Source organism: Bradyrhizobium sp. DOA9 (genome assembly GCF_000617845.2).
In the GTDB taxonomy this organism is placed as follows: Bacteria; Pseudomonadota; Alphaproteobacteria; order Rhizobiales; family Xanthobacteraceae; genus Bradyrhizobium.
Map to the genome: position 1 here is coordinate 3450631 of NZ_DF820425.1, position 22709 is coordinate 3473339.

The window sequence follows — 22709 nt, forward strand, 5'->3', positions numbered from 1 at the left end:
GAGGATCGAGCCGATGCAAGCAATACGTCCCACTGGGGTGGAAAATCTCCTCGGTGAGGAGGAGCTGATCGTATCGAAGACCGATCTCAAGGGACGCATCACCTACGCCAACGACGTCTTCATCCGCATGGCGAAGTACTCGTGGAAGGAGCTGATGGGCGCGCCCCACAGCCTGATCCGCCATCCAGACATGCCGCGCGCCGTCTTCAAGCTGCTCTGGGACACGCTGCAGTCCAAGCAGGAGATCTTCGCCTACGTGGTCAACTTGGCGAAGGACGGCAGTCATTACTGGGTGTTCGCCCACGTCACGCCGACATTCGATGAGCGCGGCAACATCGTCGGCTATCACTCCAATCGTCGCAAGCCGGATCCCGCCCAGATCGAGCGCATCAAGCCGATCTACAAGACGCTGTGCGCGGAAGAGGCACGGCATGCCAATGCCAAGGAGGGCATGCAGGCGAGCTTCGAGGCGATGGTCGGGCTGCTCAAGCAACAGGGTGTCGGTTACGATGAATTTGTGCTCTCTCTCTAAGGCGCAGGGAGCGACCGCGCTCGCGTGTGGTCTTGCCGTCGTTGCGTTCGTTCTCTCGCTGCTCGGCATGACGGGGATCACGAGTGCCGCTTCTCTTGGCGCGACCATCGCGCTGCTCGGCTACGCCGTCTGGTGCCAGCACCGCACGGCGGTGGCCGTCGACGAGGTGGCCGACGTATGCCGGGAGGCGGCGCGCGGTGATCTCGAGGCGCGGATCCTGAGCGAACGACAGGCCGGGCGGATCGGCGCGATCCAGAAGTCGGTCAACGACATGCTCGACATCACCGACGCCTATGTCCGCGAAGCTTCGGCGTCGATGGAGTATGCCAGCCGCGGCAAGTATTTCCGCAAGATCCTGGCGCGCGGATTGCCCGGCTCGTTCCGCCGCTCGGCGACCGTCATCAATACCGGCACCGACAGTCTCGGCCGCAGGGTCGTCGAGATCGCGGACCTCGCCAGGCAGTTCGGCACGCATCTCGACCAGGTTGCGGGCACGCTGATGGGCGCGGCGACCGATCTCGAATCCGACGCCGGCCGAATGGCGGCGGCGGCGGAGAAGACCAGCCTGCAGACCTCCGGCGTGCTCTCTGCGTCCGACCAGGCCTCGCGCAACGTTGCCACCGTCGCCAGCGCCGCCGAAGAGCTCGCATCCTCGATCGCCGAGATCAACCGCCAGGTGGCCGGCTCGACCGCGAGCACGGGGCGTGCGGTGAACGAAGCCAATCGCGCCGGCAGCGAGATCCGCAGCCTTGCGGCGGCTGCGATGCAGATCGGCGACGTGGTCAAGCTGATCAGCGAGATCGCCTCGCAGACCAACCTGCTCGCGCTCAACGCCACCATCGAGGCGGCCCGCGCGGGCGAGGCCGGCCGCGGCTTCGCGGTGGTGGCCTCCGAGGTCAAGAGCCTCGCCAACCAGACCGCCAAGGCGACCGAGGAGATCAGCGCCAAGGTCGGCGAGATGCAGCAATCGACCACCACTTCGGTCGCGGCCGTCGAGGCGATCGCGCAGACCATCGCCGAGATCAACGGCATCACCGCCTCGATCGCGGCCTCGATCGAGCAGCAGGGCGCGGCGACGCGCGAGATCGCCCGCAACGTTCACGAAGCTTCCGCCGGCACCTCGCAGGTCTCCTCCAACGTGACCGGCATCAGCGATGCCGCCGCCGATACCGGCCGCGTCGCGGCCCGCGTCAACCACGCCTCCGAACGCGTCCATGGCGAAGTCGAGACCCTCCGCCGCGAGGTGACCCAGTTCCTGCAGCGGCTGACGTCGGCGGCGTAAGAATTGTAGGGTGGGCAAAGGCGCACTTGCGCCGTGCCCACGCAACAGAAGTCGTGGGCACGGCGCGCAAGAGCGCGCCTTTGCCCACCCTACGATACTTCCATTCGCCACTCGCCCGTGCCGTAGGCACCCTGTGCCCGTTGTTAGTGCTTGATCGCGCTGACCTCCGGTGTTCTGCTCAAAAAAGCTGCTGGAGCACCGCACCCCGTGTCGATCTACGTCGCGCTACACCACGTCACGCACTACAAATACGACCGCCCGATCGACCTTGGTCCGCAGACCATCCGGCTGCGGCCGGCGCCGCATACACGCACGCCGATCCTGAGCTATTCGCTCAAGGTCACGCCTTCCAATCATTTCGTGAACTGGCAGCAGGACCCGCAGGGCAACTGGCTGGCGCGCTACGTCTTTCCGGAGAAGACCACCGAGCTGAAATTCGAGGTCGACTTCACGGCGCAGATGACCGTGGTCAACCCGTTCGACTTCTTCGTCGAGCCCTATGCCGACAGCTTTCCGTTCGAATACACCAAAGACCTGAAGACGGAGCTTGCGCCGTATCTCGAGACCATCAAGGCCGACCGCCTGTTCGCGAAATTTCTCGACTCGATCCCGCACGAAGCCCCGAACACCGTCAACTTCCTGGTCGATCTCAATCGCGAGCTGCAGAAGCACGTCCGCTACATCATCCGCATGGAGCCGGGCGTGCAGACGCCGGAGGAGACGCTTGCCTCCGGCGCAGGATCCTGCCGCGACTCCGCCTGGCTCCTGATCCAGACGCTGCGTCATCTCGGGCTCGCCGCGCGTTTCGTCTCCGGCTATCTGATCCAGATCCGTCCCGACATCGATCCGATCGAGGGACCGCCGGAAGTCGAGAACGATTTTACCGATCTGCACGCCTGGGCCGAGGTCTATCTGCCGGGCGCGGGCTGGATCGGGTTCGATGCGACCTCGGGCATGCTGGCGGGCGAGGGGCACATCCCGGTCGCAGCGACGCCGCACTACCGTTCGGCGGCGCCGATCTCGGGCGGGGCCGGCTTTGCCGAGGTCGAGTTCTCCTTCGACATGAGCGTGAAGCGCATCCGCGAGGCGCCGCGCATCACAAAGCCCTTCTCCGACGAATCCTGGGCGCGCCTCAACGATCTCGGCGAGCAGGTCGACGGCGATCTCGCGAGCGAGGACGTCCGGCTCACCATGGGCGGCGAGCCGACCTTCGTCTCGGTCGACGATCTCGAGGCGGGCGAGTGGAATACGGAGGCCGTCGGCCCGACCAAGCGCGCGCTCGGCGACGACCTGATCCGCCGCCTGCGCACGCGCTTCGCGCCCGGCGGCCTCCTGCATTACGGCCAGGGCAAATGGTATCCGGGCGAGAGCCTGCCGCGCTGGGCCTTCGGCCTGTACTGGCGCAAGGACGGCGTGCCGATCTGGAAGAACGCCGACCTCATCGCGAAGATCGAGAATCCCAGGCGGCCCGAGGTCAAGGATGCCGAGGCCTTCATGGAAGGCACCGCCGCGCGGCTCGGCGTCGACCTCGGCTACATCATGCCGGCTTATGAGGACACCGCGTACTGGCTGATGAAGGAAGCCGAGCTTCCCATCAACGTCGATCCCTCCGATTCCAAGCTGTCCGATCCCGAGGCGCGGGCCCGCATGGCGCGGGTGTTCGACGAGGGTCTGAACACGCCGCGCGGTTTCGTGCTGCCGATCCAGCGCTGGAATGCGCCGCCGCGCTGGCGCAGCGAACGCTGGCCGCTCCGGCGCAATCACCTGTTCTTGATGCCGGGCGATTCACCGCTCGGCCTGCGCCTGCCGATCGGCTCGCTCGGCTACGTGCCGCCCAATCAATATCCCTACATCGTCGAGCAGGACCCGATGGAGGCGCGCGGCAAGCTGCCGGTGTTCACGGCCCCGGCGCGGCCGAAATCGGCGCCGCGGGAGGCGCCCGAGAAGCTCAACACGTCGGTCCCCGTCCGTACCGCGATGTCGATCGAAGTCCGCGACGGCGTGATCTGCGCGTTCATGCCGCCGGTCGAGCGCATCGAGGATTATCTGGAACTGGTCGCGGCGCTCGAAGCCACCGCGGAGGAGATGCAGCTCCAGGTCCATGTCGAGGGCTATGCGCCGCCGTTCGATCCGCGCATCGAGGTGATCAAGGTGACGCCCGACCCCGGTGTCATCGAGATCAACATCCAGCCGGCCAGGAGCTGGCGCGATGCGGTCGAGATCACCACCGGCCTTTACGAGGATGCGGCCAAGGTGCGGCTCGGCGCCAACCGCTTCCTCGTCGATGGCCGCCACACCGGCACCGGCGGCGGCAACCACGTCGTGGTCGGCGGCTCCTCGCCGCAGGACTCGCCGTTCCTGCGCCGGCCCGATCTCTTGAAGAGCCTGGTGCTCTATTGGCAGCGCCATCCGGCGCTGTCCTATTTCTTCTCCGGTCTCTTCATCGGCCCGACCAGCCAGGCGCCGCGCATCGACGAGGCGCGCCACGACAGCATCTACGAGCTCGAGATCGCGCTGTCGCACGTGCCGCCGCCCGGCTACCAGACGCCGCTGTGGCTGGTGGACCGGCTATTCCGGCATCTCTTGGTCGACATCACCGGCAACACCCACCGCGCCGAGATCTGCATCGACAAGCTCTATTCGCCGGAAGGGACCACGGGCCGGCTCGGCCTCGTCGAATTCCGCGCGCTCGAAATGCCGCCGGACCCGCGCATGTCGCTGGCGCAGCAGCTCCTGATCCGCGCGCTGATCGCAAAGTTCTGGCGCGAGCCGCTGAACGGCAAGTTCGTGCGCTGGGGCACCGCGCTGCACGACCGCTTCATGCTGCCGCATTTCATCTGGGAAGATTTTCTCGACGTGCTCGGCGAGCTCAAGCAATCGGGCTATCCGTTCGAGCCGGAATGGTATCTGGCCCAGCTCGAATTCCGCTTCCCCGCCTTCGGCCGGGTCCATCATGGCGGCGTGACGCTGGAGCTGCGCCAGGCGCTGGAGCCCTGGCACGTGCTCGGCGAGGAGGGCTCGGCCGGCGGCACCGTGCGGTATGTCGACAGCTCGGTCGAGCGGCTCCAGGTCAAGGCGGAGGGCTTCGTCGAGGGCCGCCACGTCGTCAGCTGCAACGGCCGCCGCCTGCCGATGACCCCGACCGGCCGCTCCGGCGAGGCCGTGGCCGCCGTCCGCTTCAAGGCCTGGCAGCCGGCCTCCGGCCTGCACCCGACCATCCCGGTCCACGCGCCGCTGACCTTCGACCTGATCGACACCTGGAACGGCCGCTCGCTCGGCGGCTGCGTCTACCACGTCGCCCATCCCGGCGGGCGCAGCTACGACACCAAGCCGGTCAACACCTACGAGGCAGAGGCGCGGCGGCTGGCGCGCTTCCAGGACCACGGGCACACCCCGGGTCCGATGCAGCCGCCGCCGGAGGAACGCACAAGTGAGTTTCCCCTGACCCTCGACTTGCGGACCCCGCTCCTGCAATGAGTATGATGGTGGGGCAGGGAGAGGGGCATGGCCGAGGGCGCAGCCGAGCAGGACGACAAGGCGGGAAAGGCGCAAGGCCTGCGTGAAGGCCAACGCCGGCTCGCGCAATGGGTCCGCGACTATAGCCGGCTGCCCGGTATCCCCGACGAGTTCTTAAGTCCCGACGGTACCCCGCGCGCGGTCTGGAGCCGCTTCTTCGACGCCTTCGGCGCGCTGGCGCCCGACGAGATCGAGCGGCGCTTCGGCATGGCCGACCGTCACCTGCGCGAGGCCGGCGTCACCTACCGCGCGCCCGGCGACAGCGCCGACCGGCCCTGGTCGCTCAGCCATTTGCCGCTTTTGATCGATGAAGCCGACTGGCAGCAGCTCTGCGCCGGCATCACCCAGCGCGCCGAGCTGCTCGAGCGCGTGCTGCGCGACATCTATGGCGAGGGGCGCCTCGTGGCGGAAGGCGCGCTGCCGGCCGCGGCGATCGCCGGCAGTCCCGAATATCTCCGTCCCGTCTGCGGCGTGCCGCCGCCGGGCGGACGCTACCTCTCGATCTATGCCGCCGATGTCGGCCGCGGGCCCGACGGCCGCTGGTGGGTGCTCGGCGACCGCACCCAGGCGCCGTCGGGTGCCGGCTACGCGCTGGAGAACCGCCTGGTGCTGTCGCGCGCCTTCTCCGATCTCTACAAGTCGATGAACGTGCCGCGCGTCGCGCCGTTCTTCGAGGCGTTCCGCGACAGTCTTCGCGCGCGCGCCGATCGCGACGAGCCCAGGATCGGCGTGCTCACCCCCGGCAGCTTCAGCGAGACCTATTTCGAGCATGCGACGCTGGCGCGCTATCTCGGCTTCCTCCTGGTCGAGGGCGACGATCTCGCGGTCAGCGACAACCGCGTCCACATCCGCACCGTCGCCGGCCTGAAGCGGCTCGATGTGCTGTTGCGCCGGGTCGATTCCAACTCGCTCGACCCGCTCGAGCTCGATGCCTCCTCCCGGCTCGGTGTGCCCGGCCTGATCGATGTGCTGCGCAAGGACGGCGTCGTCGTCGCCAACATGCCGGGCTCGGGCGTGCTGGAGGCGCGGGCGCTGCTCGGCTTCCTGCCGGCGCTGAGCCGCCGCCTGCTCGGCGAAGACCTGAAGATGCCGCACATCGCGACCTGGTGGTGCGGCCAGCGCGTGGCGCGCGACGAGGTGCTGGCGCGGCTCGACGAAGTCGCGATCGAAGGCGCCTATCGGCGCGGCGTTCCCGGCTTCGACGCGCTTGGTCCGGTGCTCGCGAGCGAGCTCGACGCGGCCGGGCGGCAGCGCCTGATCGACGCCATCAGCGCGCGCGGCATGGACTATGTCGGCCAGGAGGTGGTGCGGCTCTCGACCATGCCGGTGTGGGAGCAGGGCCAGATCACGCCGCGCCCCTTCGTGCTGCGCGTGTTCGCGGCCGCAACGCCGGACGGCTGGGCCATCATGCCCGGCGGCTTCTGCCGCATCGCCGAGCAGCCGGACGCGCGCGCGGTGTCGATGGGCGACGGCGCGCGTGCCGCCGACGTCTGGGTGGTCTCCGACAAGCAGGTCTCGACCGCGACCTTGTTGCCGGCAACCGACAAGGTCCGCATCCGCCGCATCGCCGGCGTGCTGCCGAGCCGCGCCGCCGACAATCTGTTCTGGCTCGGCCGCTACCTCGAGCGCGCCGAGGCGACGCTGCGGCTGGTGCGCGCGCTCGGCTCGCCGAGCGGACCGAACAAGGGCACGGCGGCCTCGGCGCAATCGGCCGAACGCATCCAGCGCCTGCTGGTCGCCTGGGGCGCGGTCTCGCAAACCTCGCGCACGGCCGCGGGGCGCATCGTCGCCGAAGCGCTGCAGAGCGAGGCGCGTTTCGGCTCGGCCCTGTCGCTGGTGCGCGCGGCGCAGCGCACCGCGACCTCCTTGCGCGAGCGGCTGTCGCCGGATGCCTGGCAGGTGATCACGGAAATGGCCGAGCGTCTCGCCTACGAGGTCGAGGACGACGACAGCGTGCTGAGCGCCGCCGAGCTGACCCTGCAGGAGCTGGCGAGCTTCGCGGGCCTTGCGCAGGAGAACATGAACCGCGCCGCCGGCTGGCGCTTCCTCGACATCGGCCGCCGCATCGAGCGCGCCATCAACACCACGCGCTTCACCCGCCAGTTCGCCTATGACGAGGCGGGCGACGAGGATCTCGACATCCTCTTGACGCTGGTGGATTGCCAGATCACCTACCGCTCGCGCTATCTGCTGGCGCCGATCCTGGCGCCGGTGCGCGACCTCGCGGTGCTCGATAACTACAATCCGCGTTCGGTGGCGTTCCAGGTGACGACGCTGAACGAGCACATTGCCGCGCTGCCGAGCCTGAAGGAGCACGGCCTGATCGAGAAGCCGCAGCGTCTGGCGGTGGCGATGCAGGCGATGCTCGCAACGGCGGAGGCCGAGAAGCTCGAGGTCAAGACGCTGTTCGCGCTGGAGCAGGATCTGCTCAGCCTCGCCGAAGCGATCGGGCAGCATTACTTCCCGCACGGTCCCAATGCCGCCCGGCCGGAAAAGCTGACGGGGCTGGCGTGATCTACGACATCCGTCACGTCACCACCTACGAATACGAAAATCCGGTCAGCTTCGCCCGCTGCACGCTGCGGCTGGAGCCAAGAAGCGGTGTCGGCCAGGAGCTGATCTCGCACGAGGTCGAGATCCATCCGCGCCCTTCCGAGCGCAATGTGCGGCGCGACTTCTTCGGCACGCTGACCGAGATCGTGACGATCGAATCCGCGCATCGCCATCTGCGCATCGACTCGCGCTCGCGGGTTTCGATCTCGCGCCAGCCGCCGGCGCGCGATGCGGTCAGCCCGCCCTGGGAGAGCGTCCGCGACGTCGCGTTCGAAGCCACCAGCCTCGGGCCGTCCTCGCCGGTCGGTTATGTCTTCGCCAGCCCCCTGGTGCCGGTGCTGCGCCCGGTCGGCGCCTATGCGGGGATGAGCTTTCCGCCCGGCGCGGGCATCCTCACCGGCGCCGTCGACCTGATGCGGCGCATCCGCCGCGAATTCCGCTATGATCCGAAGGCGACCGTGATCTCGACACCGCTCGACGAAGTGTTCGAGAAACGTCACGGTGTCTGCCAGGACTTTGCCCACGTCATGATTGCTGGCTTGCGCGGGCTCGGCCTGCCCGCGGCCTATGTCAGCGGCTATCTGCGCACCATTCCGCCGCCGGGCCAGCCGCGACTGCAAGGTGCCGACGCCACCCATGCCTGGGTGTCGCTGTGGTGCGGGGCCGAGCTCGGCTGGGTCGATCTCGATCCGACCAACGATCTCCTCATCGGCAACGATCACATCGTGCTCGCCATGGGCCGCGACTTTTCCGACGTCTCGCCGGTCGACGGCATCATCGTCGGCTCGCCCAAGCAGAAGCTCAGCGTCGCCGTCGACGTGCTGCAGGTGGAGTAGGGCGGGCATGCATGAGCGTCGGCTTACCGACGCAAGGCGAATAGGCGTTGTTGCCGCGCACCGGCTTCAGGGCGCGCGGCAACATTCAGCTTCAGGGCTTGAACACGTAGCCCGGTTTAATTGCCACGTCTGCAGGAATGGGCTGCAGGTCGGAGAACAGGTCCGGATAGGTATTCATCACGTTCAGGATGAATTTGGGTTCGATGTGCTTGTTCACGTCGAACACCGACTTGATGACGCCGAGCCGCTGCAGCGTATCCTGCGCCTTCCATAGCGCGCGATAATTATGCGCGGAAATGCGGCGGTCCACCTGCTGGACGTTGTACTGCATCGCGGTCTCCGCCACGTCGAGCTTCAATCCCGGAATCCAGCGCGTACCGATGGATGCGGCCTGCTTGGGGTTCTTGCGCATCCACTGGTCGGCCTCCGATACGGCTGCCAGGAATTTCTCGATGGTCGCCCCATTCTTCTCAACCCAAGGCCGCAGCGCGACATTGAATCCGAGATAAGAGATGACGTCGCCCCCGCGGATGACCTCGACAGCGCCAGGCACGTCCTTCATCGCGATCACCGGTGCCGGGTCCCAGCACACAAAGGCATCCACGCCTTTGGCAAGCAGCGCCACGCTCATTTCCGGCGGTGGGGTGTTGATCAGCGTCACGTCGGTCGTCGTGAGGCCAGCCTTTTCGAGCAAGCCGAGAATGTAGAGATGGTTGATCGTGCCGAAAGAGGTCGCAATCTTTTTGCCCTTGAGGCTTTTCAAGTCGCCTTTGACGATTCCAGAGTCGCCATTGGCGATGAGGGCAAGCGTGGCATCGGATCCGAGCTTCGTGGCGCTGCCGCTGAAATTACCGAAGAAAACCAGGTCCATGTTGCGTAGGATCGCACCGATGGACGGAACGCCAGCTTGCACCATGTCGGTTTCACCTGCCTGCAAGGCATTGAGCGCATCGACGCCGGTCGCGTATGGGCGAGCGATGGTCACGTCGAGCCCGTATTTCTCGAAGAAGCCGCGCTCCAGCGCAATCGGCAGCGCCAGCATGTCCACCGCTGCCACCATGCCGACCTTGAGCTTTATGGGATCCTTGGCTTGCGCCAACGCAAGTGACGGCAGCAGCAACAAGGCGCAGAGCAACATCGCAAGTCGTCGCATTTGGGTCATCCTCCCGGTTGAAGCGGCTCGATGCGCGTCACCCAGTAGGGACGGGCGACGGTCGTCAAGTCCGCTCGTTTCACTCCTCGAACTTCAACGGATTTTTCTTGTGTTCCGGATACCCGGCCGTACGTCTGCATCAGCTGAACGTGAAAACGTTCAGGTTCGAACGGCAGCACGACGAGGATATTCACCTTTTCCGAGCCGCCGGCGAAGTTCACGATCTTTCGCGGTGCGGCGATGGTCAGCCAAAGCTGCCAAGCGAGATAGCCGACCGCCACCGCTATGAGGATGTGCGCCTTTCGCGATCGAAGGGCATCTTTCAACATGGCTCACGCCGACCGCACGAGTTGAAGGACGCGCCCCGACAATTCCTTGAACCGCGCATCGTCGTTCAGCGCGTCCCATGATCGGGGCCGTGGCAAGTCCACCGCAATGTCATCGAGCACGCGTCCCTTCGACAGCGCGACCACCCGGTTGGCGAGAAACACGGCTTCCTGGACGTCATGCGTGATGAAGATGACCGTCGGCCGCTTCTCCTGCCAGATGCGCGTCAGTTCTTCCTGGAGCGTCATTCGGGTCTGGGCATCGACGCTGGCGAACGGCTCATCCATCAGCAGCACATCCGGCTCGTTGGCAAGCGCGCGCACCACCCCGACACGCTGCTGCATGCCGCCTGACAGTTCGGCGGGATAGCGCCCGGCTGCCTCGGTCAGTTTCGCGAGCGCCAGATATTCATGCGCGATCCTCTCGCGTTCGACCTTGCGGACGCCGCGCATCTTCGGACCGAAGGCGACATTCTCGAGCACGGTTCGCCACGGGAACAGTGCAAAAGACTGGAACACCACGCCGCGGTCGGGGCCCGGCCCCTTCACCGGACGGCCGCCAACCAGGATCTCACCGCCCGTGTGCGGAATAAAGCCCGCGATCATGTTGAGGATCGTCGTCTTGCCGCAACCCGAAGGACCGACGATGCAGACGAACTCTCCCTGTTCGACCTTCAATGACACGTCATGCACTGCGGTGACGTTGGTGCCGGCATAGGGGTCGAAATAGGTCTTCGACAGATTGCGGATGGTCAGGTCCTTCATCGTGTCACCAGCCCCCAGCGCTGTCCCGTAGCCCGCTCGATCGGTGCCAGTATCCAGCTATCGACGATGTACCAGAGGATTCCCAGGATGATCATGCCGAGCAGGATCTCGACGACAGACCCGGAGCGGCGCGCGTCGAACATGAGAAATCCGATACCGCTGGTGCCGACGATGATTTCGGTCGCGATCAATGCTCGCCAGCCATAGCCGAGCCCGTTGCGCAGGCCGGTCACGATGTTGGGCAGCGCTCCCGGCAACACCACTTCCCACAACATGCGAATGCGCGAGGCACCCAGACTCTGGGCCGCGCGGTGCAGGGTGATGGGGATCGAGCGCACGCCCAGCACCGTGTTCAGGACGACTGGGAAGATGACCGTGTAGACGATGACGACAGTGATGGTCGTGAGGCCATAGCCGAACCAGATGACCAGGATCGGCAGCCAGGCGATGTCGCCGATGGCCTGAAAGAACAGGAGCAGCGGCCATAGCGCCGTGCGCGCGCGCTGGTTAAGACCGACCAGGATTCCGAGAGGAATGCCGAGCGCGACGCCCCAAAAAGCACCGACGGCCAATCGCACGATGCTGTCCTGGAGGTACGCTGGAAGGATGCCCATGTAGACCAGCGACCCGAACGAGCGCACGACCTCGGCCGGCCCAGGCAGGAACACGCGTGGGAATAGTTGCAGCTCTGTGACGATCCACCAGGCCGCGACCACCGGAATGAAAGGAGCGATGGAAGCGATCGACGGCCAACGCGCCGTCAGGCGAACGCAGTGGCTCCAGATCTTGAGTAGAAACTGCTTCATGCGCGCTGCACCATGCCCCAGCGTTCAATGGTGGCGCGCTCGATGGGTGCCAGGACGAGCCGGTCGAGCAGCAGCCAAAGCACGCCGATCACGATCATGCCAAGCACGATCACTTCCGTTCGATAGAAGTCGCGCGCCACGAACAGCATGTAGCCGAGGCCCAAATTAGTGGCGATCATCTCGGCCGCGATCAGCCCACGCCACGCAAAGCCCAGTCCGGTGCGTATGCCGGTGACGATGTTGGGAAGCGCTCCCGGCAGCAGCACTTCGGTCAACATCGCCCATCGTCCCGCGCCGAGCGATGCGGCCGCATTGCGTACCTGCAGGGGAATGGTCGATACACCGAGGAGCGTGTTGTACGTCACGATGAAAAACACGGCATTGAAGATCACAAAGGTGATGGCGCCGAAGCCATAGCCGAACCATAGCGTCGCGATTGGGATCCATGCGATGCCGGCCAGTACCGAGAAAAATCTGAACAGGGGTGTCAGGAAGCTCGAGATGATCGGGCTCACGCCCATAGCGATGCCCAAGGGAATCGCGATCAACAGGGCGAGCACTGTACCAACGGCGACGCGCAACAGGCTTGCACTGATGTGTTGAATAAGGGTGCCATCTTTTATTCCCTCAATTCCAGCCTGGATCACAGAGGAGAGGTGAGGAAACAGCCGGGGATTGACGTCGAAATACGGGATGAAAACAGCCCATAGAACGAGGAGCACCACGAACGGCGCGCAGAACCAGAGTGCCGAAGACAGCCTGCGCAACATCATCATGTTTGCCTCAAGCTACGGCTGCCTCTTGGCTCGGCATCCCGCCGAACGGCGCCTACCCTTTTCTTGGACAATTGGGAGTGGGTCAAACCGAGAACTCGCTCCATGGCTTTGCGGGCCTTGGTTGCATCACCTTCGTCGATGGCCCGAGCAGTGGAGGCGTGGTTGGGGATGTTGTCCTCAAACCATCCAGCGACGCTATCGACGGCGACAACAAATACGGCGCTCAGGATCGTGTCGATGGCGCCGCGAAAGCCCTGCAGCACCGGATTGTGGGTCGCGTCCAGAATGGCGAGATGAAAAGCCTTGTCCGCTGCCGTTGCGGTAGCCTGATTGCCCGATGCTTCCATCGCCATGAGCGCCGCATTGATCCGTTGCCGATCCTGCTTGGTGGCGCGGGTCGCTGCGAGCGCAGCAGCGGCGGGCTCAATGATTGAACGTACTTCTTGAATAGCAAGCAGCAGCTCACGGTCGGGTTGATCCTCTCCGACCAGCCAGTTCAACACGTCGCGATCGAGAAGACTCCAGTCGCGCCGCGGCAACACGCGGGTGCCGTGGCGCGGCCGCACGCTGACGAGCCCTTTCCCCGAGAGCATTTTGATCGCTTCACGAACAACACCGCGGCCGACGCCAAAGCGGGCTTCGAGCTCGTTTTCGGGCGGCAGCACCGCGCCGGCTGGAATGATCTCTTGAGCGATCTCGCGGCCGAGCGTCGTCAAGACCACGTGGATGCGGCCTGGCTTCAAACGCTTCTCGGAGGATTTGACGCGTTTAGCGCTCGACAATCCGTTCACTCCCGACCGCCGACTCTTGGGGCTGGCTGGTATGTTCAGGCCATACACCGATTTTGTTGAGCTCGCAATCATCCGATGTTAAATGTCCGATGAATAAAAAAGTTTTGCGGCGCAATAATTTCGTCGGCTGGGAGGAGTTCGCTATGTCGATCATTGGGTATCTGACGACGACAATCTTCGATTACGGTGCCATCAAGAGCCTGCCGACTGAGTTGGCGGCACTCGGAGTTCGTCGGCCGCTGCTCGTCACGGATGCCGGCGTGCAGCGGGCCGGTATTGCGGCGCAGGTCCTGGCTCACCTCGATCCGACGACTGTTGTGGTGTTCGCCGGCACGCCGCCGAATCCATCTGAGGAGGCAGTCCTTGAAGGCGTCGCCTCCTACCGCGAAGGCGGTTGCGATGGCGTGATTGCGCTCGGCGGCGGTTCGCCGATCGATCTTGCCAAGGGCGTTGCGTTGGCCGTTACCCATGAGGGGCCACTGGAGCAATATGCGGCTATCCTCGGCGGCGTCGGCAAGATCACTGAGAAGGTCGCTCCCGTGATCGCTATTCCGACCACTGCAGGAACTGGTAGCGAGGTCGGCCGCGGTGCTTTGATCAATATGACCAACGGCTCGAAGCTGGCGTTGATCAGTCCATATTTGATACCGAAAAGGGCGATCTGCGATCCTGAACTCACGCTGGGACTGCCGCCGTTGCTGACGGCGGCGACTGGCATCGATGCGCTCACGCATTGCATCGAAACGTTCCTGTCACCGTTGGTCAACCCGCCGGCGGAAGCGATTGCGCTCGACGGTGCAAAGCGTGCATGGCACTTCATCCAGCGCGCTGTGACAAACGGCGCCGATCGCGAGGCGCGTTGGGAAATGATGATGGCGGCACTCGAAGGTGGGCTGACGTTTCAGAAAGGGCTCGGCGCAGTGCATTCCCTTTCTCACGCCGCCGGCGCATTGCGCTCGCCGACGCTACATCATGGTATGCTGAACGGCGTGTTCCTGCCGCACATCCTGCGCTTCAGCGCGCAAAGCGTCGGGAGCAAATACGAGAAGCTGAGCGCTATATTTGGCATTTCGCGCGAAACGGGCCTCGCTGCTGCGGTATCCGATCTCGTTCAATCGTTGAAACTGCCGACAACGCTCGGCCAAATGGGCTTTGAGGCTCGGCACATTCCCGAAACAATCGTCCGAGCATTGGCCGACCATTCGAACGCGACCGCTCCGCGAAAAGCGTCTGCAGAAGAATTTGAAGGCTTGCTGCGTGCGGCGCTCTGAGAGCCATCCTTCGTAGCACGGCACGGGGCGCCGACGGCGCCCCGTGTTTGGCAAGTGTCAGGACGCTCAGCGCGCCGCGCCGGTCGTCTTCGGCAGCAGCTTCTGCACGTCGGCCGTCATGTCGGCGAGGACGGCCTCGGGCTCCTTGGCGCGGGCACCCGAGATGATCGAGTTGAGATGATCCTTGATCACGTCGGTGATCTTCAGGCCGTTGTCGCCGGGGAAGGCGTACCATTTGGTGAGCAGCGCGAGCTGGCTGACGGCGGTGTAATTATTGGGGTTCTTGACGTAGAAGTCCTTTAGATAGACCTCGTTGGCGACCTTGTTCGGCGGCATGTAGCCGGTGGTTTCGGCCATGATCGCGGCGCCCTTGGGGCCGGTCCAGAACTTCACCGCTTCCCAGGCCGCGTCGCGCTTGGCCTTGTCCTTGGCGAGGATCAGCACGACGTTGCCGCCGGCCGGCAGCCTGCCGTTGGGGGAGGCGACGTCCGGAAACGGCATCGTCTTCAACGCGAACTTGCCGCCGGTCATCTGCGTGACCTTGTTCAGGTCCGAGGTCGAGGTGACGTGGAAGCCGGTCTTGCCGGCCGCGAACGCGGCGCGCATCGACGGCTGGTCGAGATTGGGCATGCCGCCCTCGTTGACGAGCCGCGCAATCGTGTTGATGGCGAACTTGCCTTCCGCCCCGTCGAACGCGACCTTGGTCTCGTCGGCGTTGAGCATGGTGCCGCCGCGCGCGAACACCGGCGCCTGCCACAGCCAGTTGCCGGTGATGTCCCAGGCATAGGTGACGCCGTTGGTGTCGTTGCCGAGCGCCTTGATCTTATTGGCGAGCGCGATCAGCTCGTCCCAGCTCTTCGGCAGATTGTTGACGTCGCCGCCGGCCTGCTTCACCAAATCGAGATTGACGTAGACGATGGGGAGCGAAATCGCGAAGGGCAGGGCGTAGACCTTGCCGCTGGCGGTGCCGATGTCGAACATCGCCTGGTGGAAGCCCTGCTTGTCGAAATCCTTTTCGGCGGCGATGTAGCCGTCGAGCGGCGCCGGGATGTTCTTATCGACCAGGACGCGGATGCGGTTCAGGCCCTGGAACGAGACGTCAGGCATCTGGTTGGTCACGGCTTCGCGCAGCACCTTCTGGGTGCCGTCCTCGTAGGATTCGTAAGGCGCGCGCATGGTGACCTTGATCTCCGGGTGCACCTTGGCGAACTCCTCGGCGATGCGCTTGTGGGTCTCGGTGAACAGCTCCGGATAGGGATACTGCATCACGATCTCGGTCTGGGCCTGCGCGAGCGCAGATCCGGCCACGAGCGACAGAGCCGCCGCGGCGATGATGGATTTCAGCATGGATAGACTCCTTGGTTGAGGTGACGTGGTTACTTGATCCCGGTCAGGGTGATGCCCTCGATGAAACGGCGCTGGGCAAAGAGGAAAGCGATGACGAGCGGCGCGATGATCACCATCGCCGCCGCCATCAGCGGGCCGTAGCTGGTGCCGGCCTCGCTGTTGCGGAAATGGGCGACCGCGAGCGGCGGCGTGCGCAGGTGCTCGCTGTTGAGCACGATCAGCGGCCAGAAATAGTCGTTCCAATGCGCGACCACGGAGAAGATGCCGAAGGCGGTCACGGCGGGAATCGCGGCCGGCAGCATCACCCGCCAGACGATGCCGAATTCGGAGATGCCGTCCATGCGCGCGGCGTCGACGAGATCGTCGGGCACGGTCTTGAAGAACTGGCGCATCAGGAAGATGCCGAACACCGAGATGGTGAAGGGCAGCACCAGCGCGGCATAGCTGTCGAGCAGGCCGGCCTTGTGCAGCAGCAGGAAGACGGGGACCGCGGTCGCCTGCGGCGGAATCAGGATCCCGAACAGCACCAGCGCAAACAGCGTCTCGCGGCCGAAAAAGCGAAGTTTTGCGAGCGCATAGGCCGCCGGCAGCGCCACCATCACCTGCAGCACGAAGATCGAGACCGTGACGATGATTCCGTTGAGCAGGAAGCGCAGCAGGTTGGCCTTGGCGAAGGCCTCGCGCAGGTTCTCGGCAAGCGCGAACCGGTAGGGGATCAGATGCAATTCGCTGGAGAAGATCTCGGTCTGCGGCTTGGACGCGGTCGAGATCATCCAGATGAAGGGCGCCAGCATGACCGCGGCACCGGCGATCAGCAGCACGTGACGCAGGATCGCACGGAACGGGATCGGATGTGCGTTGCTCATGTGTAATGCACGCCGCGATCGGCGAGCCTCGATTTGATCAGCGTGAGAGCGAGAACGAAGACCAGGAACACCACGGTGATCGCCGCGGCGTAGCCCGAGCGGAAGAACTCGAAGCCTTCGGTGTACATGGTGTGGATCAGGACCTCGGTCGATTTCGACGGGCCGCCCTTGGTCAAGACGTGCACGGTGTCGAACACCTGGAACGAGCGGATGCCGGAGATCACGACGACGAAGGTCGTGACCGGTCCCAGCATCGGCCAGGTCACGAGGCGAAAGCGCGCCCAGCCGCTCGAGGCGCCGTCGATTTCGGCCGCTTCGTACAGCTGCTTGGGAATGGAGACGAGGCCGGCGAGAAACAGCACCATGTTGAAGCCGACCGCCTGCCAGATCCCGATCGCGCACAGCGCATAGAGCGCGGTGCTGCGGTCCTGCAGCCAGGCAAAGGCCGGCAGGCCGGCGCCGCGGAGCAGCCCGTTCACCAGGCCGAATTGCGGGTGCAGCATGAACTCCCACACCACCGCCATCGCGATCAGGGTCGCCATCACGGGCAGGAAATAGATGGTCCGGTAGAGGCTGCGCAGGCTGGTGCCGCTCTGGATCAGAAGCGCGATCGCAAGGCCCGCGATCACGGCGCCGGGCACCACGATCACGACGTAAGTCAGCGTGTTGCGCAGCGCGGTCCAGAACACCTTGTCGGCGAACAGGTCCTGGTAATTGGCGAGCCCGATCCAGGAGAAATGCGGCGCGCCGAGCTGATAGTCGCTGAAGGAGAGGGCGATCACGCCGGCGAGCGGGCCGAGCAGCATGATCACCATCAGCGCGGCGGCCGGCGTCACCAGCGCGTAGGCGGCATAGGTCCGTCGGCTGCCATGCGCCGGCACCGCGCGCCTCGTCGCGCCCGCGGGAGCAACAGTCGCCCCGATCGTCATGGAGCCCTCAGACATGGGCGGGCTCACGGATGCGTTCGGCCTGCTCCAGGCGGAGCTCGATCCGTTTCCCGGCCGGATCGAACAGCCGCACCGCGTCCGGTGCGAAACCGAAGGCGACGGAGCTTGCCATCGCCGGCAGATGCCTGACGTCCGCGAGCCGCGCGATCAGGCGCGACCCGGTGCCCTCGACCGCGAGATGCACGAAGGCCTCGGCGCCGAGATTCTCCAGGTGGATGACGGTTCCGGAGAACGGCCCCGTGCCGAGCTCGATCCGCTCCGGGCGGACCCCGATGCGACAATCGCCGGCCGCCGCATTACACGTAAGTTTCAAGGCGGTCCCCGGCACATCGACGCCGCCGTCCTTGCGGATCCGGCCGGGGAGGACGTTGATCTTGGGGCTGCCGATGAATTCGGCAACGCGGATGTCGCCGGGCTCGTGGTAGATCTCGGCCGGCGTCCCGGCCTGGATCAGCTCACCGCCCATCATGACCGCGATCCGGCTCGACATCGTCATCGCCTCGGCCTGGTCGTGCGTGACGTAGACGAACGTCGCCTTGAGGCGGCGGTGCAGCTCGGCGAGCTCCGCCCGCATGTGGACGCGCAGCTTCGCGTCGAGATTGGAGAGCGGTTCGTCGAACAGGAAGGCGAGCGGCTCGCGCACCATGGCGCGTCCGACCGCCACGCGTTGCCGCTGTCCGCCGGACAATTGTCCGGGCTTGCGCCGCAGCAAGGGTGCGATGTCGAGCTGCTCGGCGATGCCTTCGATGTCGGCGCGGATGTGCCGTTCCTTGGCGCGCCGGCCCGGCAGCAGAGCACCGAGCAGCGGCAGCCGTTCGATCGCCGAGAGGCGCCGCATCCGCAGCGGCACCGCGATGTTGTCGAAGGTGCTCAAATGCGGATAAAGCGCATAGGATTGGAAGACCATCGCGAGGTTGCGCGCGCTCGGGCGAATGCCGTCCACGGGACGGCCGTCGATGTGGACCTCGCCGGAATTTTGCGGCTCCAGCCCGGCAATGATGCGAAGCAGGGTCGACTTGCCGCAGCCGGACGGGCCGACCAGCGAGATGAACTCGCCGTCGGCGATGCGGAAATCGATGCCCTTCAGGACGTCGTTGCCGTCAAAGGACTTGCGGATTGCGGAAAGTTCGATTTGCGCCATGCGCGCTGATCCCCTGCTGGTCCGTGTGCGGCGCATCAGGAGTAGGAAGCGCGTCTGACATTCACATAACGGTCAATGGCCTTGCTTATGGTCATCCCAGGTTTTGCTTTCGCCCGGTCCGACGGGGAATATCGATCTGGGGTTGTTGTCGTGGCGTTGACGTCGTCGCGCGTCCGGGCGGTCAATGCGGTGTTCGAGACCGGCAGCTTTGCCGCGGCGGCAAGGCGGCTCGGGGTGTCGCAGCCGGCCGTGGCGCAGCTCGTGCGCGATCTGGAGGCCGAGTTCGGGGTGGCGCTGTTCGACCGGCACGGCCAGACCCTGATCGCGACGTCGCTGTGCCGGCGGCTCTATGCCGCGACGAGCCGCATGCAGGCGGTCGAGGCGGATGCGCTCGCCATCCTGCAACAGCGCGACGAGCTCACGGGGGGCGAGCTTCGCATCGGGCTCGGCAACGCCATGCCGGGCATGGCGTTGATTGCGGCGTTCCGCAATCTCTATCCGAAGATCCAGATCAACATCGAGATCGGCAGCTGGTCGGCGATCATGGCCGCGGTGGTCGACCAGCGCGTCGATGTCGCCGTATTGCCGGAGGTGCCGCAGGACAACCGCTTCCGGCGCGAGCCCTGCGTGCAGCAGCGCGTCGTTGCGATCTGCCATCCCGTTCACGACCTCAGCCGCCAGTCGCGCGTGTCCATCGCCGGCCTCATGCAATATCCGCTGGTGTTCCGGACCCGGGATTCCGCGACGCAGCGCGCCGTGGACAGGGCGTTTCGCGCCGTCAATTTGCGCGCCAGTCCGGCGATCATCGTCAATACGCGCGAGGGCATGCTGGAGGCCGTAGCCAACCGTCTCGGTGTCGGCTTTGTCTGGGAGCACGGCTCGAGCCGCATCGATCGCATCGCGAAGGTGGCGATCGCGGAGATCGAGGCGGAGTCGCCCGAATACATCTTCTCGCTGACGGGCAAGCGCGGCAAGCTGGTCGAGCTGTTCTATCTCGCCAGAAGCCTCTCGCGCTCGTCCGACGGCGCCGATATTCTGGCCGCCCCCTGAGCGGGCGGTCGCTTGCCGGCTGCTTTTGGTTGTGCTGAACTGTGACGGCAACCTTGATGTTGCGCAGCGGGACGTCGAGGAATTTACCTATTTTCGTCCCCCGACGTTTGGTGACCCGGCCCAAGATGGGCTATGCTTCCCGCCGCGTCGAGGGACAAGAATGAGACCTCGGGAGATGGCATGGGATACCAGCGGCGGACGGGGCTGCATCCATGATGACCTTACCCAGACTGGCGGCTGAATCCCTGGAGAAGCTGCTGGGTACGTTCATGCGGCGTCGGTACGGCGAGACCGCTGCAAGCATGGTCGAGAGCGCAACCCGCACCGCAATGGAATGCATCGGTAACAGCGACGCGCTTTACCATAATATCGAACATACGATGCTGGTGACGCTGGCGGGCCATTCGATCCTCAGTGGCCGAAATCTCCATACCCACCTGACGGCCGAGGACTACGTCCATGTTCTGATCGCCTGCCTCGCGCACGATATCGGCTATGTTCGCGGCCTGTTTGAAGAGGACGACATCGACGGTTTCGTCATCGACGCCGCCGACACCAAGATCTCGTTGCCGCGCGGTGCGTCGGATGCCAGCCTGATGATGTATCACGTCGATCGCTCGAAGCTCTATGTCTCGCGGCGGCTGCAGCACATTCCCGGTCTCGATCCTGAACGCATCGCCCGGGCGATCGAGGGAACGCGCTTTCCGGCCCAGGAAGGCCAGGAGTATGACGTCGATGCCTCGATCCTGCGCGCCGCCGACTTCATCGGCCAGCTCGGCGATCCCAACTATCTGCGCAAGGCCAACGCGCTCTATTACGAGTTCGAGGAGGTCGGCATCAACCGCCAGCTCGGTTACGACTCGCCCGCCGACATCGTGAACCGCTACCCGCAATTCTATTGGAACAGCGTCGCACCGCACATCCAGACCGAGATCGGCTATCTCAACAAGACCGAGATCGGCCGGCAATGGATTGCCAACCTCTACAGCAACGTGTTCCGCGCCGAGCGCGACATCTCGCTGTCCGGGCCGCAGAAATAGCCACGGCATGCATGCAACAAAACACCGTCACCACTGATATTCTCGACATTGCTTATCGCGAATACGGTGCGCCGGACGGCTGGCCCTGCATCATGGGGCACGGCTTTCCCTATGACGTCAACGCCTATGCCGAGACCGCGCCTGTCATCGCCGAGGCCGGCGCACGCGTGCTGGTGCCCTGGCTGCGCGGCTACGGACTGACGCGGTTTCGTTATCCCGAGACGCTGCGCTCCGGCGAGCAGGCGGCGTTAGGTGCCGATCTCCTGGCCTTCATGGATGCGCTTGGTATCGAGCGCGCAATCGTCGGCGGCTATGATTGGGGCGGGCGCGCGGCCTGCGTGGTCTCGGCGCTCCATCCGGAGCGCGTGATCGGCCTCGTCTCCGGCAATTCCTACAACATCCAGAACATCGCCCTCGCCATGGAGCCGGCCTCGCCGCCGGAGGAGGCGGCGCTCTGGTATCAATATCTCTTCCACAACGAGCGCGGCCGCCGCGCACTGGAGCGCAACCGCCGCGGCTTTGCCCGTCAGCTCTGGACGATGTGGTCGCCGAAATGGATCTTCGACGACGCGACGTTCGAGACCAGCGCTTTGTCGTTCGACAATCCTGACTTCGTCGACGTGGTGATCCACTCCTACCGTCACCGCTATGCGCTGGTGGCGGGCGATCCCGCCTATGCGGCGATCGAGGCAAAGCTCGCCGCGCAGCCCCCGATCCGTGTCCCGACGATTGCGATCGACGGCGACAGCGACGGCGTCAATCCCGGCACCGCCCACCACGCGCGCAAGTTCGAAGCATTCTTCGAACGGCGCGTCTTCACCGATGCCGGTCACAACCTGCCGCAGGAGCGGCCCACCGAATGGGCGCAGGCCGTGATCGACGTCCGAAAGGCGGCGGAACCCGCCTGACGTTGCGAAGAGCCGGGCGCGAGCAAGCGGCCGCATCCAATCTTGATTTGCATCAATGTTCCTGCAGCTAAGGGTGCTTTGCTGGCTGTCGTCGCGGTGCAGTGCCTGCTAGCATTGGCATTGGCTCGCGGGCTTCGCTTGCAGGAGTGGCCGCCATGACCAGTGCCTCCGATACGTCTGCCCATGCCAGCCTCGGCTCCGGCATCGCCTCGCTCCACGCCAAATGGGGCTGGATCGTCGCGCTCGGCGCCGTCTATCTCATCGCCGGCTTCGTCGCGCTCGGCAGCATGGTGATGGCGACGGTGGCGAGCGTGATCGTGGTCGGCGCCATGATGATCGTCGCCGGCGTGACGGAGATCGTCGGCGCATTCCAGCTGAAGAGCTGGGGCAAGTTTCTGATCTGGGCCTTGCTCGGCATGCTCTATGTCGTCGCCGGTTTCCTGACCTTCGCGAACCCGCTGTTCGCGGCAGTGCTGCTGACGTTGTTCCTGGGCGCCTCGCTGATCGCCTCGGGCGCGGTGCGGCTGTTCCTCGCCTTCAGCATGAAGCGCGAGAGCCCGTGGGTGTGGGTCGCGCTCTCGGGCGCCGTCACGCTGCTGCTCGGCCTCTTGATCGTGGCACGCTGGCCGGTGAACAGTGTCTATATCCTCGGCCTGTTCCTCGGTATCGATCTGATCATGGCCGGCGCCGGCTGGATCAGCCTGGGCTTCGCCCTGAAGCGGCGCGGCTAGCGCGACGCCATCAGCAACTCGACGCAAGACCCTCTTTCAGATCTCCGCTGAGCTGACGTGCTGACAAGAAGC

Annotated in this window: 20 protein-coding genes; 10 read left to right on the forward strand and 10 right to left on the reverse strand. The window is 65.0% G+C overall.

Features of this window, described 5'->3' with window-relative positions:
• Nucleotides 1–13: 13 nt before the first annotated feature.
• From BDOA9_RS16105 to BDOA9_RS16125, 5 genes are all read left to right on the forward strand, one after another.
• The gene (locus BDOA9_RS16105) at nt 14–532 is read left to right on the forward strand and encodes a PAS domain-containing protein (RefSeq protein ID WP_025034977.1); all 519 of its coding nucleotides are present in this window, start codon (nt 14–16) and stop codon (nt 530–532) included.
• A complete protein-coding gene (locus tag BDOA9_RS16110) occupies nt 510–1814 on the forward strand; it encodes a methyl-accepting chemotaxis protein (RefSeq protein WP_025034978.1) in 1305 nt (434 codons plus the stop codon). The genes BDOA9_RS16105 and BDOA9_RS16110 overlap by 23 nt, the downstream gene beginning before the upstream one ends.
• 207 nt (nt 1815–2021) lie before the next feature.
• Entirely contained in the window at nt 2022–5291 is a 3270-nt protein-coding gene (locus BDOA9_RS16115; RefSeq protein WP_025034979.1) for a transglutaminase family protein, read from the forward strand.
• Nucleotides 5292–5318: 27 nt separating this feature from the next.
• The gene (locus tag BDOA9_RS16120; RefSeq protein ID WP_025034980.1) at nt 5319–7844 is read left to right on the forward strand and encodes a circularly permuted type 2 ATP-grasp protein; all 2526 of its coding nucleotides are present in this window, start codon (nt 5319–5321) and stop codon (nt 7842–7844) included.
• Entirely contained in the window at nt 7841–8719 is an 879-nt protein-coding gene (locus BDOA9_RS16125) for a transglutaminase family protein (protein WP_025034981.1), read from the forward strand. Before BDOA9_RS16120 ends, BDOA9_RS16125 begins: the two co-directional genes overlap by 4 nt.
• Nucleotides 8720–8810: 91 nt before the next feature.
• On the opposite strand, the gene BDOA9_RS16130 is transcribed toward BDOA9_RS16125, so the two are convergent.
• Genes BDOA9_RS16130 through BDOA9_RS16155 form a run of 6 tightly spaced genes read right to left on the reverse strand, consistent with a single transcriptional unit; the run spans nt 8811 to nt 13327 of the window.
• Entirely contained in the window at nt 8811–9872 is a 1062-nt protein-coding gene (locus BDOA9_RS16130) for an ABC transporter substrate-binding protein (protein WP_025034982.1), read from the reverse strand.
• Between the two features lie 5 nt (nt 9873–9877).
• Nucleotides 9878–10201 (reverse strand): hypothetical protein, encoded by a 324-nt coding sequence (locus BDOA9_RS16135; protein ID WP_025034983.1) that lies wholly within the window; start codon nt 10199–10201, stop codon nt 9878–9880.
• 3 nt (nt 10202–10204) lie between these two features.
• A complete protein-coding gene (locus BDOA9_RS16140; protein ID WP_025034984.1) occupies nt 10205–10963 on the reverse strand; it encodes an ABC transporter ATP-binding protein in 759 nt (252 codons plus the stop codon).
• Nucleotides 10960–11769 (reverse strand): ABC transporter permease, encoded by an 810-nt coding sequence (locus tag BDOA9_RS16145; protein WP_025034985.1) that lies wholly within the window; start codon nt 11767–11769, stop codon nt 10960–10962. Before BDOA9_RS16145 ends, BDOA9_RS16140 begins: the two co-directional genes overlap by 4 nt.
• A complete protein-coding gene (locus BDOA9_RS16150; protein ID WP_025034986.1) occupies nt 11766–12545 on the reverse strand; it encodes an ABC transporter permease in 780 nt (259 codons plus the stop codon). Before BDOA9_RS16150 ends, BDOA9_RS16145 begins: the two co-directional genes overlap by 4 nt.
• Nucleotides 12542–13327, reverse strand: coding sequence for a FadR/GntR family transcriptional regulator (locus BDOA9_RS16155; RefSeq protein WP_025034987.1), 786 nt, complete (start codon nt 13325–13327; stop codon nt 12542–12544). Before BDOA9_RS16155 ends, BDOA9_RS16150 begins: the two co-directional genes overlap by 4 nt.
• 152 nt (nt 13328–13479) lie before the next feature.
• Between BDOA9_RS16155 and BDOA9_RS16160 the strand changes: the two genes are divergently transcribed.
• The gene (locus tag BDOA9_RS16160) at nt 13480–14607 is read left to right on the forward strand and encodes an iron-containing alcohol dehydrogenase (RefSeq protein WP_025034988.1); all 1128 of its coding nucleotides are present in this window, start codon (nt 13480–13482) and stop codon (nt 14605–14607) included.
• A gap of 66 nt (nt 14608–14673) precedes the next feature.
• Here BDOA9_RS16160 and BDOA9_RS16165 read toward each other — a convergent pair whose 3' ends face one another.
• Genes BDOA9_RS16165 through BDOA9_RS16180 form a run of 4 tightly spaced genes read right to left on the reverse strand, consistent with a single transcriptional unit; the run spans nt 14674 to nt 18908 of the window.
• Nucleotides 14674–15954, reverse strand: coding sequence for an ABC transporter substrate-binding protein (locus tag BDOA9_RS16165; protein WP_025034989.1), 1281 nt, complete (start codon nt 15952–15954; stop codon nt 14674–14676).
• A gap of 29 nt (nt 15955–15983) precedes the next feature.
• Nucleotides 15984–16820 carry a carbohydrate ABC transporter permease gene (locus BDOA9_RS16170; protein WP_025034990.1) on the reverse strand — a complete coding sequence of 279 codons (837 nt, stop codon included), beginning with the start codon at nt 16818–16820 and terminating at the stop codon, nt 15984–15986.
• Nucleotides 16817–17764: a carbohydrate ABC transporter permease gene (locus tag BDOA9_RS16175; protein WP_025034991.1), complete on the reverse strand. Its 948-nt coding sequence runs from the start codon at nt 17762–17764 to the stop codon at nt 16817–16819. Before BDOA9_RS16175 ends, BDOA9_RS16170 begins: the two co-directional genes overlap by 4 nt.
• Nucleotides 17757–18908: an ABC transporter ATP-binding protein gene (locus BDOA9_RS16180; RefSeq protein ID WP_025034992.1), complete on the reverse strand. Its 1152-nt coding sequence runs from the start codon at nt 18906–18908 to the stop codon at nt 17757–17759. The genes BDOA9_RS16175 and BDOA9_RS16180 overlap by 8 nt, the downstream gene beginning before the upstream one ends.
• 150 nt (nt 18909–19058) lie before the next feature.
• Here BDOA9_RS16180 and BDOA9_RS16185 point away from each other — a divergent pair, with 150 nt between their 5' ends.
• The 4 genes from BDOA9_RS16185 to BDOA9_RS16200 all read left to right on the forward strand — a co-directional run bounded on the left by BDOA9_RS16185 (nt 19059) and on the right by BDOA9_RS16200 (nt 22637).
• Nucleotides 19059–19958 (forward strand): LysR family transcriptional regulator, encoded by a 900-nt coding sequence (locus tag BDOA9_RS16185; protein WP_025034993.1) that lies wholly within the window; start codon nt 19059–19061, stop codon nt 19956–19958.
• A gap of 212 nt (nt 19959–20170) precedes the next feature.
• Nucleotides 20171–20998, forward strand: a complete 828-nt coding sequence (locus tag BDOA9_RS16190; RefSeq protein ID WP_025034994.1) for a hypothetical protein — start codon at nt 20171–20173, stop codon at nt 20996–20998.
• 11 nt (nt 20999–21009) lie between these two features.
• Complete coding sequence (locus BDOA9_RS16195) at nt 21010–21906, forward strand: alpha/beta fold hydrolase (protein WP_025034995.1); 897 nt, start codon at nt 21010–21012, stop codon at nt 21904–21906.
• 155 nt (nt 21907–22061) lie between these two features.
• Nucleotides 22062–22637 carry an HdeD family acid-resistance protein gene (locus BDOA9_RS16200; RefSeq protein ID WP_025034996.1) on the forward strand — a complete coding sequence of 192 codons (576 nt, stop codon included), beginning with the start codon at nt 22062–22064 and terminating at the stop codon, nt 22635–22637.
• The last annotated feature ends 72 nt before the right edge of the window (nt 22638–22709 follow it).

Coding starts and splice junctions, on each gene's coding strand:
- BDOA9_RS16135 (WP_025034983.1), bottom strand. CDS start 10,201: ATGTTGAAAGATGCCCTTCGATCGCGAAAGGCGCACATCCTCATAGCG.
- BDOA9_RS16200 (WP_025034996.1), top strand. CDS start 22,062: ATGACCAGTGCCTCCGATACGTCTGCCCATGCCAGCCTCGGCTCCGGC.
- BDOA9_RS16145 (WP_025034985.1), bottom strand. CDS start 11,769: ATGAAGCAGTTTCTACTCAAGATCTGGAGCCACTGCGTTCGCCTGACG.
- BDOA9_RS16120 (WP_025034980.1), top strand. CDS start 5,319: ATGGCCGAGGGCGCAGCCGAGCAGGACGACAAGGCGGGAAAGGCGCAA.
- BDOA9_RS16130 (WP_025034982.1), bottom strand. CDS start 9,872: ATGCGACGACTTGCGATGTTGCTCTGCGCCTTGTTGCTGCTGCCGTCA.
- BDOA9_RS16170 (WP_025034990.1), bottom strand. CDS start 16,820: ATGAGCAACGCACATCCGATCCCGTTCCGTGCGATCCTGCGTCACGTG.
- BDOA9_RS16150 (WP_025034986.1), bottom strand. CDS start 12,545: ATGATGATGTTGCGCAGGCTGTCTTCGGCACTCTGGTTCTGCGCGCCG.
- BDOA9_RS16195 (WP_025034995.1), top strand. CDS start 21,010: ATGCAACAAAACACCGTCACCACTGATATTCTCGACATTGCTTATCGC.
- BDOA9_RS16105 (WP_025034977.1), top strand. CDS start 14: ATGCAAGCAATACGTCCCACTGGGGTGGAAAATCTCCTCGGTGAGGAG.
- BDOA9_RS16165 (WP_025034989.1), bottom strand. CDS start 15,954: ATGCTGAAATCCATCATCGCCGCGGCGGCTCTGTCGCTCGTGGCCGGA.
- BDOA9_RS16110 (WP_025034978.1), top strand. CDS start 510: ATGAATTTGTGCTCTCTCTCTAAGGCGCAGGGAGCGACCGCGCTCGCG.
- BDOA9_RS16190 (WP_025034994.1), top strand. CDS start 20,171: ATGATGACCTTACCCAGACTGGCGGCTGAATCCCTGGAGAAGCTGCTG.
- BDOA9_RS16175 (WP_025034991.1), bottom strand. CDS start 17,764: ATGTCTGAGGGCTCCATGACGATCGGGGCGACTGTTGCTCCCGCGGGC.
- BDOA9_RS16140 (WP_025034984.1), bottom strand. CDS start 10,963: ATGAAGGACCTGACCATCCGCAATCTGTCGAAGACCTATTTCGACCCC.
- BDOA9_RS16180 (WP_025034992.1), bottom strand. CDS start 18,908: ATGGCGCAAATCGAACTTTCCGCAATCCGCAAGTCCTTTGACGGCAAC.
- BDOA9_RS16160 (WP_025034988.1), top strand. CDS start 13,480: ATGTCGATCATTGGGTATCTGACGACGACAATCTTCGATTACGGTGCC.